The following is a 16,897-nucleotide window of genomic DNA, read 5'->3' on the forward strand; positions in this document are numbered from 1 at the left end:
TTTTTTGTGTTTGCATCAGGTAGACAATGTACCCGGAGCGGAGTGGGGTGACAAGATAAACGAGGGGTGGAGGCAGCTTTCGTCCAAAGACAAAGGGCGTCCACTTGGTGGACGCCCTTTGTCTTTGATTGATGTCTGGTGTCAGCCGAGAATGCGCTTGCGCCCGATGCCTACAAGGCCGAGCAGGCCTGCCGCGAGCAGGACGAACGTGGACGGCTCGGGAACGGAGCCGATGGTATCTTCGGAGACTTGCTCAACAGACCCGATGGTCATGTCGTCGAAACCGAATGCGTCGGCGTATGAGCCCCCTCCGAGATTGGAAAAGGTAATGGAAGTAAAAGGGTTGTCTGTGTCGATAAGGCCCCAGAAAAGAACCGAACCGCCGGTTATGCCGAGGGTGTGCGGGACTGCGTATTCTGTGGCTCCGGCAAAAATGCTCAACTGGCCGCTGAAGTCGCCAATGTCGATGCCGTAGAAGCCGAAAGCGGCCACAGGGGTGTCGAAGTTGATGATGAAATCATCTGAGTCCGCATCCCAGTAGTAATCACCGGACGTGCCGTATCGTCCGTAATTGTTGGTCGACCCAGCGGAAACATAATTAATCTCTCCACCGCCCGTCAGGGTTGCGGTTCCGGCTCCCGGAAATGAAATTGCCAGGGGAGCTGAGGTGCCGTCGGAATAACTCTCGAAGTCTTCCGTGCCGGTGCCGGTCAAATGACTGAGAAAATTGGCTTCTGCAGCTTGGGCGTTGTTCCATACTCCCAAAGCAGTTGATTCTCCCACACCTTCATCCTCACCAAAAAACACCTGTTGGTATGCGAACGCGTTGGCGGCAAAAAGTACCAGGGCGCTGCATATGGTTGAGAAGAGAAATTTTTTCATATTGGTATACTCCTGGTTTTAATTTGCTAAGCAAGCTATGTGCCAAAGTATATAGGTAGTAATTTTAGGCTGTTGTGGTTTTTATGCAATAGCGTTTATTAAGAAGTGTAAAGAGATTCGTCCCTGCGTGTAGAAAAAGTTAACATAGGTAAGGTTGAATAACAGCCATAGATGGCGTTGCTGCCCTGGTGGTTGTCATCGATTGTGGCGGAGGGAAGAGAGGCACAAACAAGGGGACCCCGGCAGCGCCGGAGTCCCCTTATTATTAACGTTGGCAGTAGAGTGATCTACTTTTCTTCGCAGGCGCCTTCGGCCATGTGTTTCAGAGTCTCGTAACGGTCGTTGAGATCCTTTTCGATCTTTTCGCGGTATTCCTGAGAGAACTCGGGGTAGAAGCGTTCCAGCATGGCGTAGCGGTTTTCACCGGAGAGGAATTCCTGGAGGGTTCCGTCCGGGGCCTTGGATTCCAGGATGAACGGGTTCTCGCCCTGGTCGGCCAGTTCCGGGTTGTAGCGGTAGAGCGGCCAGTAGCCGGAATCGACCGCGAGCTTCTGTTCGAGCTGGGTCTTGCCCATGCCCTTCTTGATGCCCTGGTTGATACACGGGGCGTAGGCGATGATCAGGGACGGGCCGGGGTAGGCCTCGGCTTCCTTGACCGCCTTGAGGAACTGCTGCTTGTTGGCGCCCATGGCCACCGAGGCCACGTATACGTAGCCGTAGGTCATAGCCATACGGCCCAGGTCCTTCTTGCCCGTGGTCTTGCCTGCTGCGGCGAACTTGGCGATGGAGCCCAGCGGCGTGGCCTTGGAGGACTGGCCGCCGGTGTTGGAGTAGACTTCGGTGTCCATGACCAGGACGTTGATGTCCTTGCCGGAGGCCAGAACATGGTCCAGGCCGCCGTAGCCGATGTCATAGGCCCAACCGTCGCCGCCAAAGACCCAGACGGACTGTTTGGTGAACAGGTCGGACATGTCGGCGATTTCTCGCAGCGCTTTCTTGCGCGTGCCCTTGAGAGCGGCCTTAAGCGCGTCGCCGGTGGTCTTGGAGCCCTCGGCGTCGCCCTTGGCTTCGAGCCAATTCGTGAGCGCGGTCTTGATCTCGCCGGTCTCGTTTTCTGCTGCCGCCTTGGCCAGATCGGCGAGGTGGGTGCGGCGCTGGTCCGTGGCCATCTCGATGCCGAAGCCGAACTCGGCTGCGTCCTCGAAGAGGGAGTTACCCCAGGCCGGGCCGTGGCCGTCAACGTTGGTGCAGTAAGGCGAGGTCGGTGCGGATGCACCCCAGATGGAAGAGCAGCCGGTTGCGTTGGCGATGACCATGCGTTCGCCGTAGAGTTGGGTAATGACCTTGACGTACGGGGTCTCGCCGCAGCCCGCACAGGCTCCGGAGAACTCCATGAGGGACTGGCGGAACTGGCTGCCCTTGACCGTATCACGGCCGAAGGCGTCCTTGTATCCGATGGTTTCGGTGTAATCGAAGTTGGGAACCTGCTCGACGGTCTGGGTGGCGGTGGGCTTCATGACCAGCGCCTTTTCCTTGGCCGGGCAGATGTCGGCGCAGTTGCCGCAGCCCATGCAGTCCAGGGAGTTGACCTGCATGCGGTAGTGCATGCCCTTGACGTCCTTGCCCTTGGCTTCCTGCGTGGCGAAGGTCTTGGGAGCCTTGGCCAGCTCTTCGTCGGTGACGAGCACCGGACGCAGGGCGGAGTGCGGACAAACGAAGGCGCACTGGTTGCACTGGATGCAGTTGTCCACGATCCATTCGGGGACCATGATGGCAACGCCGCGTTTCTCGTACTTGGAGGTGGAGAGGGGCATGGTGCCGTCGTGGGAGAAGGCGGAAACCGGCAGGGTGTCGCCCTTCTGGGCCAGGATGGGCCGCATGACGTCCTTGACGTAGGCGGGCTCTTTCTTGGCCTTGGGCTTGTCGTCGGAAAGGTCCTTCCAGGCGGCCGGGACTTCGATTTCGATGATGGCGTCCGTGGCCTTGTCCACTGCGGCGTTGTTCATCTCGACGATCTTCGGTCCCTTCTTGCCGTAAGCGGCCTCGATGCCGCCCTTGAGCAGGGCCACAGCCTTGTCAAAGGGAATGACGTCGGCCAGTTTGAAGAAGGCGGTCTGCATGACCATGTTGATGCGCCCGCCCAGGCCGACTTCACCCGCGATCTTGACCGCGTCAACGGTGTAGAACTTGAGGTTTTTCTCGGCGATGGTCCGGCGCATGGCTGCGGGGAGCTTCTCGTCCATGTCCGCAGCGGTCCAGGGACAGTTGAGCACGAAGGTGCCGCCGTCCTTGATGCCTTCAAGCACGTCGTAAAGGTTGACGTAGCTCGGGTTGTGACACGCGATGTAGTCCGCCTGGGTGATCAGGTAGGTGGACTGGATCGGCTTCTTGCCGAAGCGCAGGTGCGAGATGGTGATGCCGCCCGATTTCTTGGAGTCGTAGGCGAAGTATCCCTGGGCGTACAGGTTGGTGTTGTCACCGATGATCTTGATCGCCTGCTTGTTTGCGCCCACGGTGCCGTCGGAGCCGAGACCCCAGAACTTGCACTGGACCGTGCCCTCGGGGGTGGTGTCCACGCAGTCGCAGTCGAAGAGGGAGAGGTTGGTGACGTCGTCAAGGATGCCCACGGTGAAGTTGTGCTTCGGTTTGGACAGCGAGTCGTAAACCGCCTGTGCCATGGCCGGGGTGAACTCCTTGGAGCCCAGGCCGTAGCGGCCGCCCACGATCTTGGGTGCGTTGGCCTTGCCCGCGTACGCGGCGCAGACGTCCAGGTAGAGCGGATCACCAAGGGAGCCGGGCTCCTTGGTCCTGTCGAGGACCGCGATCTTCTTGACCGTCTTCGGGATGGCCCTGAGCATGTGCTTGATCGAGAAGGGGCGGAACAGGCGGACCTTGACCAGGCCGACCTTTCTGCCCGTGGAGTTAAGGTAGTTGACGGCTTCTTCGATGGTTTCACACGCGGAACCCATGGCGATGATGATGCGGTCTGCCTTGGGATGGCCTACGTAGTCGAACAGTTTGTAGCGGCGCCCGGTGATTTTGCCCACTTTCTTCATGTAATCGGCGACGATGTCCGGGATGGCGTCGTAGTACGCGTTGACGGTTTCGCGGCCCTGGAAGTAAATGTCCGGATTCTGGGCTGTTCCGCGAACGTTCGGGTGTTCCGGATTCATTGCCCGTTTGCGGAATTCCGCCAGCTTGTCCATGTTCAGCAGTGGTTTCATGTCTTCGTAATCGATGACCGCGATTTTCTGGATTTCGTGCGAAGTGCGGAAACCGTCGAATGCGGACATGAAGGGCACCGAGGCCTCGAGGCTAGCCAGGTGCGCTACCAGGGACAGGTCCATGACCTCCTGGACGGAATTGGAAAAGAGCATGGCGAAGCCGGTCTGGCGGGTAGCCATGACGTCCTGGTGATCGCCGAAGATCGACAGGGCATGGGCCGCAACTGCGCGCGCCGAAACATGGAAAACGCCGGGGAGAAGTTCGCCCGAAATCTTGTACATGTTGGGGATCATCAACAGCAGTCCCTGGGAGGCCGTGAAGGTGGAGGTCAGGGCGCCGCCGGCCAGGGAGCCGTGGACCGCGCCTGCCGCGCCGGCCTCGGACTGCATCTGACGGATCTGGACCCGTTGGCCGAAAATGTTCTTTCTTCCCTGGGCCGCCCATTCGTCGGCAATCTCGCCCATGGGTGTTGAGGGTGTGATGGGATAGATGGCGGCAGTTTCCGACATGGCGTAAGCCACGTGTGCTGCGGCGGTGTTGCCGTCCATGGTCTTCATCTTCTTCTTGGGCATTTCTCTACTCCGAGTTTGTAATTGAACCGCTACATCAAGGGAGCCGCCATCCGGGGGCGGGCAGCCTTGACATGAAATCCGCCTCTCTCAATGACGGGGCAATCCGGACGAGGTGTAGACCGGGACCCGAGGTTGGACCGCATGAGGGGGATTTCATTCTCGAACGATTTTTGTCTCTCTTTATGCTTGTATGGTCAAGCCCTTTTGCTACCGTTGCCCGGTCAAAGAGAACCACTTACCGAAATGTGTTCGGTGAAAGGGAACGTCGGAGAGGAAGCGCGGAGCTGATAGCCCCTTGCCAAGAATAGCGTTTTCCGGTCAGACTGACGGAACTTTTCGAGGATCGCGAATGACGGTGAAGGATGGAAGTATATCTCAGGGACGGCGGTGCGTGCCCGGTGCGATAATCGCGAGCGGATTTTTCGCTGCCTTGGGCATGGCGCTTGTCTCCTTTACCCTGCCGTTGGCCAGCCTGGATGCGAGGGTGAGTGGCGCATGGCTCGGCACGGGGTTCGCCGGATTTTTTCTGGCACGGCTGCTGGCCGGTCCCCTGGGAGGCCTCTGGGCCGACAGTGGCGGGGCGCGCATGCCGCTTCTAGCTGGCGCGGCTATCGGGGCGCTTGCCCCGCTTGCGTATGTCGCGCACCCTTCGGTATCAGCTCTCTATTTTATCCAATTCGTGCTGGGCGGTGTCTCAGGCCTGATTCGTCCCGTGGGCCTGGCCGTGCTTGGCGGCAGCGCCCCCTCCGGCTCGGAGGAAGGGTGGTTTGCCGCCCATGTGCTGGCGTTCAATGTCGCCCTGTTTACTGGCCCGCTTCTTGGCGGATTCCTCTATTGGAACAGGAGCATGGAGCCGGTGTTGGCCGGGGTGGTGGCTTGCATGGTCGTCGCTCATTTGTGCGTTTTCGCGGGAGTGCCAGCCTCGGTCCGTTCGAAGCGGACTTCTGTAGGCGCCGAAGATAATTCTCCGGTCCAGAGGGAGCTCGGAGTGCTGCTCCTGGCTGTGTTCGGGCGTTCTCTGGGACTCGGTCTTTTCATTGCCTTTTATCCCCTGTTGCTCACCATGCGGGCAGGCAAGGCGCCCTTGCTCGTTGCAGCCCTCTTCGCTTTGCCCAATCTGGTGGTCTGCGCAGGTCTGTTTCCCCTCCGTCGGTTAACCGCCCGGTATTCAGGCGTTGCCGTCACCGTAGGAGGGCTGACGCTCAGCAGCCTGGGCTTGTTTGGCGCAGGGATCGGCACTGATATTCCCGCATTTATTTTCAGTGGCGCAGTCATGGGGTTGGGCACCGCTCTTTCCATGCCCGCCTCCATGAATTTGATATCTCGAACTAGGCAGGGGCAGGGGCGGGTGTTCGGCGTGGCCCATGCGACCACCGGCGTGGGGCTTGTCCTGGGGCCGTTGTTGGGTGGGCTGATTCTGACCTGGTCTGGCTCCTTCGGTCTTGCCTTTGAACTGGCGGCTTTGATCGGAGTTCTTTGCTGCGTGCCGTTGCTCTGGAGTAAAGGCGGTGGCGGAGTAAGCAAACTCGCGCGCTGGGCAAAAGGAGTCTTGGCGGTCCTGGCTGCGACTTTGCTGATAGTGGGCCTCGCCCGTGTGGACGCTGCCCTGAACGTAGTATCCATACCTGACGACGGGTTGTACCGCTTTACCGACATGGCCATGGGTACGGTGGTGCACCTGACCCTGGATGCGGACAGCCGGAAAGCTGCAGACGATGCCGCCCGCAAGGTCCTGGCATATATGCATGCGGCCCGGGCCGACCTGGATTTCCGTGACCCCGAGGGCTCTGTGGGGCGTATTAACCGGGGTGCGGGAAGCTATTACGTCGAGCCGAGTCGTCGGGCCTATTCCCTTATTCGTCGGGCCGTAGCCTTGAGCCGGGCCACGGGCGGCGTGTTTGATCCCACGGTTGGCGCACTGACTACGTCCCCTTTATATTATGTATTGGACGAAGCCATTGCCGAGTCAAAGAAGGGGTTGGTGGACTACCGCAAGGTCCTATTTGAGGAGGGGCGCTGGCGGGTCAAGCTTGAACGCAAGGGCATGGCGCTCGATCTCGGGGGCATCGCCAAAGGGGCCATCGTGGACGGGGCGGTGCGTCTGCTCAGGAGCGAGGGCGTGCGCGCGGGCATTGTGGAAGCGGGAGGCGATTTTTACTGCTTCGGGCCTCGGGACTGGACCGTCGGCATACGGCATCCCCGCGAAGACAAGGTGTTCGTAACGGTGACCGTGCGCGAGAAGGGCGTCTGCGGCTCGGGGGACTATCAGCAGTTCGTCAAGGTGGAGGAAGCGGACGGGATCAGCCTACGCCATCATATCATCGATCCGGAGGATATGGAGCCTGCCGACCGATCCGCCGGGGTGACGGTTATTGCCGGAAGCGCCGAGCTGGCTGACGGTCTGGCAACGGCCCTGTTCATTACGGGGCCTGCCAGGGGGAAACTGCTTCTGGACAATACATACCCTGATGTGTCGGCCCTTTGGTTCTCTCGGGATTTAAAGGTTTCGGTCACGGATAATTTTCCGAAGAAATGAGGTGGTAGCTGAGTCAAAAAACAAACCCCGGCATGACCGGGGTTTATTCTTTTCATTGAGACGAGTGGTTATTTTTCTACTTCATATCCGGCCCGGCTCCAGGCGAGGAAACCGCCCGCCAGGGCGCGGACGTTCCAGAATCCGTGCCGTTGCAGGTAGGAGGCCGCGATGTTGGAGCGGTAGCCCGACGCGCAGTAGAGGATGTGGTGGTCATCCTCGGAGAGGTCGAACTTGCCGTCGAGAATGTCGGCCAGTGGGAACTTCACGGCTCCGGGGATGACGCCTCCTGCGGTCTCACCCGGTGTGCGCACGTCGATTAGGCTGACGGGCTTGTTCTCGGCCTGGCAGTTCTGGAGGTCCTGGGCGGAGTCGATGGACAGTTTCTCCACGGGACGGCCGCTGTAGACCCACGACTGGATGCCGCCGGTCAGGTAGCCGAAGATGTTGTCGTATCCGATACGATGGAGTTCGATACACATGCGATCGTAGTCTTCCTTGGACTCGACCACCAGCAGGAGGTCCGCCTTGGGGTCCACGACCATGCCCACCCAGTTGGCCAGGCTGGGTTCGAACCCGATGTTGATGGAACCGGGGATGTGGTATCCGGCAAAGGCGGCGGCGTCGCGTACGTCGATGACTGCGGCTCCGTCGAGCATCCGTTCCTCAAAACGCGCAGGCTCCATGGCTCTGTCCAGAGGGCAGCGCTCCAGCAGGGGCGCACCGCCCGCGTTGGTGGAGATGATGTGCGTGAAGGATTTGGGGCGTGCCGGGAAATTCTGGCTCATGGCCAGGTGGAACGACTCGTAAGAATCGAAACCGAGCATGGGATTGTGGCGGCGCTCGAACCCGAGGGTGGAGCTGGGCTTGGAACTCATGCCACGCCCGCAGAGGGAGCCCGCACCGTGGGCCGGAAAGACCTCCAGGCTGTCGGGATATTTCTGGAATTTGATGTAGAGCGTGTTGTAGAGGTTGTCGATCTGCTCATCGAGCTTGGCGTCACCCACCAAGTCGGGCCGTCCGATGTCGCCTACGAACAGCACGTCGCCGGTGAGGATCATCCACGGCTCGTCGCCGCGGGTGAAATCCGTGACCAGCAGGGAGAGGGCGTCGGGCGTGTGGCCGGGCGTGTGCAGGACCTCAAGTCCGGCGTTGCCCACCACCAGTTTTTGGCCTTCCTTGAGGGGAGTGAAGTCATAGCTTACCGGCGAGGTCTCGTAGACCATGATGTCGCATCCGGTCAGTGATTTGAGTTCGTGTGTGCCGGAAACGTGGTCCGCGTGGACGTGGGTATCGATAACATGGGTGATTTTCATGCCTTCTTCACGAGAGATATCCAGGTAGTCCTGTACGTCCCGCTTGGGGTCGACGACAACCATTTCGCGTGCGGCCGGACAGCCGATGACGTAGGAAAAGCAGCCGAGGCCGGGAGTGGTGATCTGCTTGAAATACATTGTGGCTCCTTATGTTCAGTCAGGTATGAGTACATGTCACAATATGTATTCGGATATTTTTGTGCAACCGCCTCGCATTCTTTTTTAGGAATTATTTACCAAAATCATCTGGAGGGCGACAGTTTCAACTCCGGCCGAAGTTGGTAAGACGCCAGGACAACAGGATGTGCTGCAGCCTCCCAGCTGGGAAGTTGCCGGGGGTTGCTCTCATGGCGCGCATGCCGTGGATGAGGCGGTTGCTACTGTTCCAGCCCTTTGGCCGCTTCGCGGCACTGTTCGGCAAAGTCCGTGAGGACCGTTGCCGCGCTTTGGAATGCGGCTAGCTTGGCATCCGGATCGTCCAGTACTCTTCGGTAGCTCCATTGAGCCAGATAGAAAAGTTCGGAAGGCTGGCCGCCTGGGCAGCGTGCTCCAAGGGTGGAGATGATTTCCTGCCGAATGTGTTCCCGCTGCTGAATGGCTTGCTTCAGGCGTGTGCTCGCTTCGCCTGTGGCCTTGCCGTCGGCCATGGCGTCCTGCAAACGTCCGTTGGCCCGTTCCACGGCTCGGGCTGCCTGAAGATAACGGCCCGCCAACTGGGTAATGTCGGGGTTGTCAGCTATGGCTGTGAAGACGCAGGCGGCACGGTCGATGCGCACGGCGTTGAGACGAAGCATGGCCGCGATCTCGGCTGGTTCCAGCGTTCGCCTCTCCTTGCCGTCCCTGACCGAGTAGACGCGTTCATCGGTCGCGGCGGTGTCTTTCAAGTGGGCCAGGAACGCCGGGGCATAGAGTTTATAGAGCATGGAGATGGCTTCTGGGGTGAAGGCGTAGTCGAGCACGGACCGGCGTGCGGCGCGGATATCGTCGATACGGACGTTGAATCCGCTCAGTTCACGTCCGAAATACACGTTGAGTGCCTTGGCGGAGGCCAGGGTGGCGGGTTTGCCGGTCATGTCCTGGGGGACGAATCGCTGCAGCATGAAGTCGGCCAGGGCTTCCACGAAGGTGAGGGTGACGACCTTGTCCTCCTTGATCTCGATGACCTTAGTCTGCTTTTCGGGCTGTATGGCCGGAGCGGGTTCGGCCACGGGCTTCGTGGCGTTGCGCGCTTCCATCTCCGCCGAGTCGTAGTTGGGCGTGGCATTTTGCTCATGGCCAACCCAGGCCGGAGGCTGTGCAGTTTCACCGGGCGGGCTCACTTCGCGGCGAAGTTCGCCCTGACCGGAATCAGGCGACTTGGAAACGAGGAAATAGGCGCCGACAGCCAGGAGCAGGGCGCACACCACGAGGATGGCAGCGGTAATGTTGCGATTCATTTGGCCTCCGATGGTCTGATGAATAACAGGTTATTCTTCCGGTTTCCAGGCGTATTGATTTTCTTCGTCCGCATTGGCGCAGGTGATATTCAGGCTCCTTAGCCTGGACCAGTAAATGGTCCCCTTGGCCGCCTGTTCGCACATCTGGCGCATACGGGAGTAGTAGTCCAGCAGGGCCACCATTCTGTCGATTTCCAGGTCGCCTTTGGCGCCGACCAGCAACAACTCCTCTTTCAGATCCTGGTAGTGGTCGTGAAGGTTGAGTAACATGCTGTCCAGGTCCTCAAACTCTTCGGCGCAGGGCGTGTGCGCCACGTTCAGAATGTCCCTGACGTTGCGCCGGAAGGCGTGGGCCACGCTCTTGGCCGGTTCCTGCAGGGAGAGGTCCAGGAGGGGGTGCCCTTTGAAGACTTCGTTGATGACGTTCAGGGTCTTGCGGTAGTACTGGATTACCCTTAGCGCTCTTGGCAGTCGGGTCGCCACCTGGTCGGGAAGATCCATGTGCTGCATCTTGACGCAGAAGGCACGTATGTGTCCTGTCAGCTCATCGATGGACGCCCTGTTTCGAATGAAATCCCTGTGGCGAAACTTGGAGGAAAGGGCTTCCTGGCACGTCTGCCGGGTCATTTCGCCCAGCCGTCCCAATTCCATGAACAAGGCGTCCATGGCCAGGGTCGGGGCGTTGAGGACGTTCTTGTCCAGATAAACCGGTTTACCCAGCTGTTCGAATTCCTTGCCGATATGCTCATTGAGAAAAGTAACCAGCCTGCGGGTGAAGGGAAGGAAAATCACCACGCCGAGGAGATTGAAGGCGGTGTGGAAAACGGCAAGGCCCGTTGCCGCATGAGTCGGACCGCTCATGGCCGGGATGGCATCGGCTATCCGGAGAAAGATCGGGATCAGGAATAGCGCCACCAATCCAGTGGCGCCGTTGAAGAGTACATGGGCTGCGGCCACCTTTTTGGCGTTGTAGGTTGCGCCGATGACGGAGAGGCCAGCCGTGGTCGTGGTGCCGATGTTGGTCCCGATGACCGCTGCCGCCGCACTCTCCAGGGTCACCACTCCGGTCATGGCCGCCGTGAGCACCAGGGCCATGGCTGCGCTGGAACTCTGCATGACCAGGGTCAGGGCGAAGCCGATGAGCACGAAGAGGACGAGGCCGGGAAAGCCGCCGATGTTGAAGGCCGATAAATCGATGACCGCTTCCACGCTTTTGAAGGCGTTCTGGAGGACTTCGATGCCAAGAAAAAAAAGACCGAAGCCCGTCAGGGCGTCACCGATGTGTTTCCATCGGGAATCGCCGCCGGTCAGGCGGAGAATCGCACCCACACCGATCATGGGCAGGGCGAGCGCCTTTATTTTCACGTTGACGCCAACGGCGCTGACAATCCAGCCCGTGACCGTGGTGCCGATGTTTGCGCCGTAGATGACGCCAACGGATTGCGGCAGGTTCATTAGCCCTGCGTTGACGAAGCCGATGACGGCTACGGTGATGGCGCTGGAGGACTGGACCAGTGCGGTGATCATGAAACCCGAGAACAGTCCGCGCAACGGCGTTTTGGTCCATTTGCCGAGGATTTGCCGCAAGGCTGGGCCGGCGGCGTTCCGCAGCCCTTTGGTCATCATGTGCATGCCCAGCAGGAACAGGCCGAGGCCGCCGAAGAGTCCCGAGAGAATGGCGAAGGTCATGATTCGGTCCGGCAGGAGAACCGCTGGTCGGCGGAGAAAAGTATATAAAGTAATGATTCAAGCATAGCGCGTGGAGATATCACCGTTTTTTGAGACCTGTGTCAATCCAGGGTTTGGCGATACCGCTTGAGCCCGATCATGATCACGATTGCCCAGAAGGTGAGGATGGGCCAGACGTGGGGCAGGGATTCGGCCAGCCCGTTGCCCTTGAGCAGGATGCCCCTGACAAGCCGGAGGTAGTGGGTCAGGGGCAGGGCCGAACCGATGATCTGAGCCCATTGGGGCATGCCACGGAAGGGGAACATGAACCCGGAGAGGAGGAGCGAGGGCAGGAAGAAGAAAATGGACATCTGTACCGCCTGGAGCTGGTTGCATGCCACGGTGGAGACGGTCACCCCCACGGAAAGATTGGCGCCGATAAAGACCAGGGAGAGCACGAAGGCCATGGGCACACTGCCGTGCATTGGCACCCCGAAGAGGAACCTCGCGGCCACGGTGATCAGCGTCATCTGGATGTAGCCGACCAGGATGTAGGGAATGATCTTGCCCAGCATGACCTCCAGAGGGCGGATGGGGGTGGACAGGAGATGCTCCATGGTCCCTCGTTCCGATTCCCTGGTGATGGCCAGTGAGGTGATCATGACCAGGGTCAGCGTCAGGATAACACCCATGAGGCCTGGAACGATGTTGTACTGGGTTTCTCCCTCAGGGTTGTATTCGTTGTGGATGCGGATATCCACGGGGGAAGCTCCCTGGTTCAGTACGGCGTTGGGACCCTTCAGCTCCTTTTCCAGGGCACGGCGGACGATCTCCGGGAAGGAGGCGACCGCGAGCCCCGTCGCCGTTGGATCGGTGGCGTCGGCTTCGAGCAGGAGCACGGGACGCTCCCCGCGCAGCAGGTCGCGCTCGAAGCTCTGGGGGATGGTCAGAACGAACTGGACCCGTCCCTCGCGCAGGAGGTAGGCGGCATCCTCGCGCGTCTTGGGGGAGTTGGTGAAATCGAAGAATGTGCTGGTCTGCATTGCCGCCACAATGGCCCGGGAGCAGGGCGTGTTGTCTCCTGACAGGACTGCCGTGGGCAGGTGGCGGGGGTCCGAGTTGATTGCGTATCCGAACAGGATGAGCTGGAGAAGCGGGATGCCGATCATCATGGCGAAGGTCAGGCGGTCGCGGCGCATCTGCACGAACTCCTTGCCGACCATGGCTCGAAAGCGTTTCAGGGAGAACCTGGTCATACCAGACCATCCCTGCTTTGCTGCATAAGGTCGATGAACACTTCTTCCAGGCTGGTGTCTATCTCGGACCAGGCATAGGGCTGACGCATGAAGGGGGAGATGTCTTCACGCAGTAAAGCCGGGTCGCGTCCACTGACGTGCAGGGTGTTGCCGAAGGCCACCACCTGATCAACGCCGGTCAGGGCCTTCAGGGTGGAGGAAAGCTCATGCAGTGCTCCGTCTCTTTCGGCAGCGCTTACGGACCAGGTGGTCAGCTTCGCAGCCTGAATCATTTCCTCCAGGGTGCCGGAGGCGAGCAGGTTGCCGTAGGCGATGTAGGCCAGCCGGTGGCAACGTTCGGCCTCGTCCATGTAATGTGTGGAAATAAGCGCGGTGATGCCCTGTGACGCCAGCGTGTGCACCTGGTCCCAGAAGTCGCGCCGCGCACCTGGGTCCACACCCGCCGTGGGCTCGTCCAGGAGCAGCAGCCTGGGGGAGTGCAGGGTGCAGGCGCCCAGTGAGAGGCGTTGTTTCCAACCGCCCGACAACGATCCGGCCAATTGTTTTTCGAATGGCCCGAGGCCCATGCGTTCGATACACTCTTTGACTACTTTGCCGGGGGCTTCCAGCCCGAAGACGCGGGCCGTGAAATCGAGGTTTTCCCTGACGGTCAGGTCCTCGTAGAGACTGAATTTTTGTGTCATGTAGCCCACGTGGGGCTTGATCTTGTCGGACTCGTTTACCACGTCGAATCCGAGGCAGGAGCCGGACCCGGAGTCGGGTTTCAGCAGGCCGCAAAGCATACGGATGGAGGTGGTCTTGCCCGAGCCGTTGGGACCGAGGAAACCGTAGATCTCGCCTCGCTTGATTTCCATGTTCAGGTTGTTGACCACAGTCTTGGGCCCGAAGGATTTGGTCAGGCCGTGGACGTCGATAATGGTTTCTGCGGTCATGGCGCGGTTCCGTGCGGTCAGGGGGCGAGTTCGGGTGCGGTCACGTCAACGGGCTGGCCAGGGTGGAGGCCCGAGGCTTCAGCCGGAGCGGGCCTGGCTTTGAGCATGAACACCAGTTTGGCCCGACTCTCGCTGGAGTAGATAACGGGCGGTGTGTACTCGGCAGAAGGAGAAATATAGTAGATGTGGGCAGGTACGGGCGTTTCCCTGCCGTCCATGGTCACACTCACCTCTTGGTCGGTCTTCAGCCTGCTCACCACATTCTGTGGCACATAGAAACGGATTTCCACGTTTTCCGGCGGAAGCAGAGACACGACCGGCTTGGACGCGGCCACCCATTCGCCGGGACGATAGTAGGTGTCGAAGACGAAACCGGCCGCAGGGGCGGTCCGCTGTTTCTGGTCCAGGTTCCATTGGGCCTGCTTCAGCTTGGCTTCGGCCTGGAGCACCTGGGCCGTTGCCGCTCGGATCTCGTCGCTTCGCGCACCCAGGCGGGCAGTGGTCAGCTCCGCCCCGATCTGCCGGACAAGCTGCGCCTTCTGTTCGTAATCGCTACGTGTCCGGTCCAGCTCCTCCTGGGAAATGGTCTGCTCCTCAATGAGCTTGAGTCGTCGTTCGAATTCAATTTTGGCCAGGTTGGCCGAGGCTTTGGCCTGCCTGAGCTGGGCCTGGATAGAGGCTATTTCGGATGGCCTCTGGCCTTTTTCGAGGTTGGCGAGGTTGTCCTGCGCCTGTTGCAGGCTATGGCGCGCTTCTTCCACGGCGGCCAGTTCAAATTTTCGGTCAAGGGTGAAGAGCAGGGCGTCCCGGGCAATGGATTGCCCGCGCTGGACCATGAGACGTTCGAGCGTTCCGCCTATGGCCGGGGAAACGTAGACGTATTCACCTTCTACATAACCCTGGAAGCGATTCTCCGGCGAATCGGAGCAGGCCGCCAGGGCGATCAGAAGGAAAAACGGCAAAAGGATTCTTCTACATATTCTCATGGACGTACTACTTTTTTGATAACAGTACGTCAGCTTTGAGAATATGACAATGCCCGGTGATAAATGCTGGTTAGGGCCGGCCTGTTGAAAAGAGGGGGAGCGATCTAGCTGAAGTAGCGGTTTTTGTCCTCGCGTTCCTTGGCCAGGTCGAAATCGATATTGATATTGGGCCGCTCATGGGGCTTTCTCTTGCTGTTCACGGCATACAAGATGAAGCCGACGGCGGCTACGCAACCAACAATGATTGATGTTATCAGAATAGTATCCATAATGAGGATTTTTACTCCAAACGCTTGCCTCGGGCAAGGTAAATTTCGACAGAAAACCCAACTTTCGGAATTGGCTGGAGAAACGGATGGTTGCGATAAAATCTTTTGATTCAGGGGTGTTGAGTAACTCGTCAGAGTCGGGAAATTCTCCCGGAACAGAAGGGTGTTCCTCCTTGGACAGGAGGTGGCATAAAATCGTTGGAGAGCGTGAAAAGGGCGGCTAACCGGCGGGAATTCCGAAGAGGGTGACCAGGGCACAGACGGCCGCGAGGCTGCCGAACATGACCGCCTTTCGCCTGGAGAACTCCACGGCGCGGGAGGAGCGCATGACCAGGAGGGCTACCACGCACTGCAAGGCGTAGAAGAGGGCGAAGGCTCGGGAGGCGTAGCTGATGATCTGGTACACGTCCGTGAGCCAGGTCAGGGCGATGGCCAGGGACGAGACGAGGAGGTAAGCGTATTTGGCCGGAACTCGTTTGGTCATGATCGCCTCCATCAGGCCTGAACAGCCTGCGTCGTCCGCTGTGGCCGCCGAGAACTGGCTGCCGATGGCCGTGATGGTGATCAGCGCGGGCAGGATAGGCGCGACCGCGCCGGAAAGGGTGACGATGGCAGTGATGCCGTCCTGAGCCGCACCGCTTACCCCGTTCATGATCACTGCCATCATGGCGATGAAGACCAGGTAGATTCCGGCGGAGATGAGTTGTGCCTGGCGCATTGTGCGGATGCGCTCCTCCTTGGAGTGCTCTGCCCCAAGAAAACGGGAGGTTTCAAATCCCTGAACGACGATGAGCAGGCCCATGAGGATACGCAGGATGTGGAATTTGTCTTTCGGTAAGGGCATTTGCCCGAGTTGCCAGGTGCCTTCGGTCAGATGCGCCGCGTTATGATAGACAAGGCCGGTCACCAGGGCTGCGATCATGGCCAGGTTGAAGCCGACCACGATGCGTTCCACTTTTTCGATTCCCTTCAGGCCGCGCGAAGTGCCGATGATGCCGATCCCGGCAAGGATAAGAGTCACCAGCGTCTTGCCGATCCAAGCACTGGTGAGGGATAGAGGTTGGAGGGCGAAGCTGGCCAATAGTTGCAGGTAATAGGAGACGGATACGCAATAGGCTCCGGCCAGTGCGTAATGGGATATTTTTTCCAAAACATCCGCAGCTTCATCCACCTTGACCCGGCATGCCGCATTCCAGTGGCCTACGTGCGCCTTGTGTTCGTCCCGGCAGGAGTCTTCGGGGGCGTGTTTCTCGAAAATGTCCTCGCCGTAGCGGATATTGAAGCGCACAACCGATCCCACGGCATAGGCGAGGGCGAGCAATCCGGCCATGGCGAACACCGCATAGTTGCCCACGTTTGCGTAGAGCAGGGGGGCGCAGACCAGGAAGCCGCTGCCCATGATCGAAGCCAGGGGCGTGACCGTGGCCCGCCAGGCGGAGGAGTCGGTCAGGGGACGGTAGAAAAGGAGCAGGGAACCCACCGAAAGTGCGGTTACGACAACAATGATGCTGGGTATGGGAAATGTCGGCAAGATGCCCCCGTTGCTACAGATTCCGGCCTCACTCCATAAGGAGGGGGCCGGTCTGGTTTACGTCCTCGATGGGAAGCTCCATCGGCGGCAATGATTCATTTCCTAGGGGGGAATGTCAAACCGGATCAGGGAATATAGTGCGGTAAAAAAAGAAAAACCCCTTACGATTTATCGTAAGGGGTTGTACTTTCTTTGGCTCCCCAGCACGGACTTGAACCGCGAACCTAGTGATTAACAGTCACCCGCTCTGCCGATTGAGCTACTGGGGAACATTTGCCGTCGAAGCGAAAG

Annotated in this window: 11 protein-coding genes and 1 tRNA gene; 1 reads left to right on the forward strand and 11 read right to left on the reverse strand. The window is 59.3% G+C overall.

The genetic code is table 11. The annotated features are described in order from the left end of the window. Positions 1-141 precede the first annotated feature (141 nt). Together GM415_RS13140 and nifJ are read right to left on the reverse strand one after the other, a co-directional pair. Positions 142-882, reverse strand: coding sequence for a PEP-CTERM sorting domain-containing protein (locus tag GM415_RS13140; RefSeq protein WP_158948902.1), 741 nt, complete (start codon positions 880-882; stop codon positions 142-144). 287 nt (positions 883-1,169) lie between these two features. Further along, positions 1,170-4,679, reverse strand: coding sequence for a pyruvate:ferredoxin (flavodoxin) oxidoreductase (gene nifJ, locus GM415_RS13145; RefSeq protein ID WP_158948904.1), 3,510 nt, complete (start codon positions 4,677-4,679; stop codon positions 1,170-1,172). Between the two features lie 349 nt (positions 4,680-5,028). Between nifJ and GM415_RS13150 the strand changes: the two genes are divergently transcribed. After that, positions 5,029-7,215, forward strand: a complete 2,187-nt coding sequence (locus tag GM415_RS13150; RefSeq protein WP_158948906.1) for an MFS transporter — start codon at positions 5,029-5,031, stop codon at positions 7,213-7,215. 68 nt (positions 7,216-7,283) lie between these two features. Here GM415_RS13150 and GM415_RS13155 read toward each other — a convergent pair whose 3' ends face one another. The 9 genes from GM415_RS13155 to GM415_RS13195 form a co-directional block, all read right to left on the reverse strand. Beyond that, a complete protein-coding gene (locus GM415_RS13155) occupies positions 7,284-8,666 on the reverse strand; it encodes an MBL fold metallo-hydrolase (RefSeq protein WP_158948908.1) in 1,383 nt (460 codons plus the stop codon). A gap of 239 nt (positions 8,667-8,905) precedes the next feature. After that, entirely contained in the window at positions 8,906-9,964 is a 1,059-nt protein-coding gene (locus GM415_RS13160) for a hypothetical protein (protein WP_158948910.1), read from the reverse strand. 30 nt (positions 9,965-9,994) lie between these two features. Beyond that, a complete protein-coding gene (locus GM415_RS13165) occupies positions 9,995-11,653 on the reverse strand; it encodes a Na/Pi cotransporter family protein (protein ID WP_158948912.1) in 1,659 nt (552 codons plus the stop codon). A 101-nt stretch (positions 11,654-11,754) separates the two neighbouring features. Further along, on the reverse strand, positions 11,755-12,888 hold the full coding sequence (locus tag GM415_RS13170) for an ABC transporter permease (RefSeq protein WP_158948914.1): 1,134 nt from the start codon (positions 12,886-12,888) through the stop codon (positions 11,755-11,757). Further along, positions 12,885-13,820 (reverse strand): ABC transporter ATP-binding protein, encoded by a 936-nt coding sequence (locus tag GM415_RS13175; protein WP_158948916.1) that lies wholly within the window; start codon positions 13,818-13,820, stop codon positions 12,885-12,887. The genes GM415_RS13170 and GM415_RS13175 overlap by 4 nt, the downstream gene beginning before the upstream one ends. Before the next feature lie 17 nt (positions 13,821-13,837). Beyond that, the gene (locus GM415_RS13180) at positions 13,838-14,782 is read right to left on the reverse strand and encodes an HlyD family secretion protein (protein WP_242012248.1); all 945 of its coding nucleotides are present in this window, start codon (positions 14,780-14,782) and stop codon (positions 13,838-13,840) included. A gap of 128 nt (positions 14,783-14,910) precedes the next feature. Then, positions 14,911-15,075, reverse strand: coding sequence for a hypothetical protein (locus tag GM415_RS13185; protein ID WP_158948920.1), 165 nt, complete (start codon positions 15,073-15,075; stop codon positions 14,911-14,913). A gap of 220 nt (positions 15,076-15,295) precedes the next feature. Continuing rightward, complete coding sequence (locus GM415_RS13190; RefSeq protein WP_158948922.1) at positions 15,296-16,606, reverse strand: hypothetical protein; 1,311 nt, start codon at positions 16,604-16,606, stop codon at positions 15,296-15,298. Between the two features lie 193 nt (positions 16,607-16,799). Further along, positions 16,800-16,875, reverse strand: a tRNA-Asn gene (locus GM415_RS13195). Positions 16,876-16,897 lie beyond the last annotated feature (22 nt).

The sequence above is a fragment of the Pseudodesulfovibrio cashew genome (assembly GCF_009762795.1).
Taxonomy (GTDB): Bacteria; Desulfobacterota; Desulfovibrionia; order Desulfovibrionales; family Desulfovibrionaceae; genus Pseudodesulfovibrio; species Pseudodesulfovibrio cashew.

Coding starts and splice junctions, on each gene's coding strand:
- GM415_RS13150 (WP_158948906.1), top strand. CDS start 5,029: ATGACGGTGAAGGATGGAAGTATATCTCAGGGACGGCGGTGCGTGCCC.
- GM415_RS13155 (WP_158948908.1), bottom strand. CDS start 8,666: ATGTATTTCAAGCAGATCACCACTCCCGGCCTCGGCTGCTTTTCCTAC.
- GM415_RS13160 (WP_158948910.1), bottom strand. CDS start 9,964: ATGAATCGCAACATTACCGCTGCCATCCTCGTGGTGTGCGCCCTGCTC.
- GM415_RS13185 (WP_158948920.1), bottom strand. CDS start 15,075: ATGGATACTATTCTGATAACATCAATCATTGTTGGTTGCGTAGCCGCC.
- GM415_RS13170 (WP_158948914.1), bottom strand. CDS start 12,888: ATGACCAGGTTCTCCCTGAAACGCTTTCGAGCCATGGTCGGCAAGGAG.
- GM415_RS13165 (WP_158948912.1), bottom strand. CDS start 11,653: ATGACCTTCGCCATTCTCTCGGGACTCTTCGGCGGCCTCGGCCTGTTC.
- GM415_RS13140 (WP_158948902.1), bottom strand. CDS start 882: ATGAAAAAATTTCTCTTCTCAACCATATGCAGCGCCCTGGTACTTTTT.
- GM415_RS13175 (WP_158948916.1), bottom strand. CDS start 13,820: ATGACCGCAGAAACCATTATCGACGTCCACGGCCTGACCAAATCCTTC.
- nifJ (WP_158948904.1), bottom strand. CDS start 4,679: ATGCCCAAGAAGAAGATGAAGACCATGGACGGCAACACCGCCGCAGCA.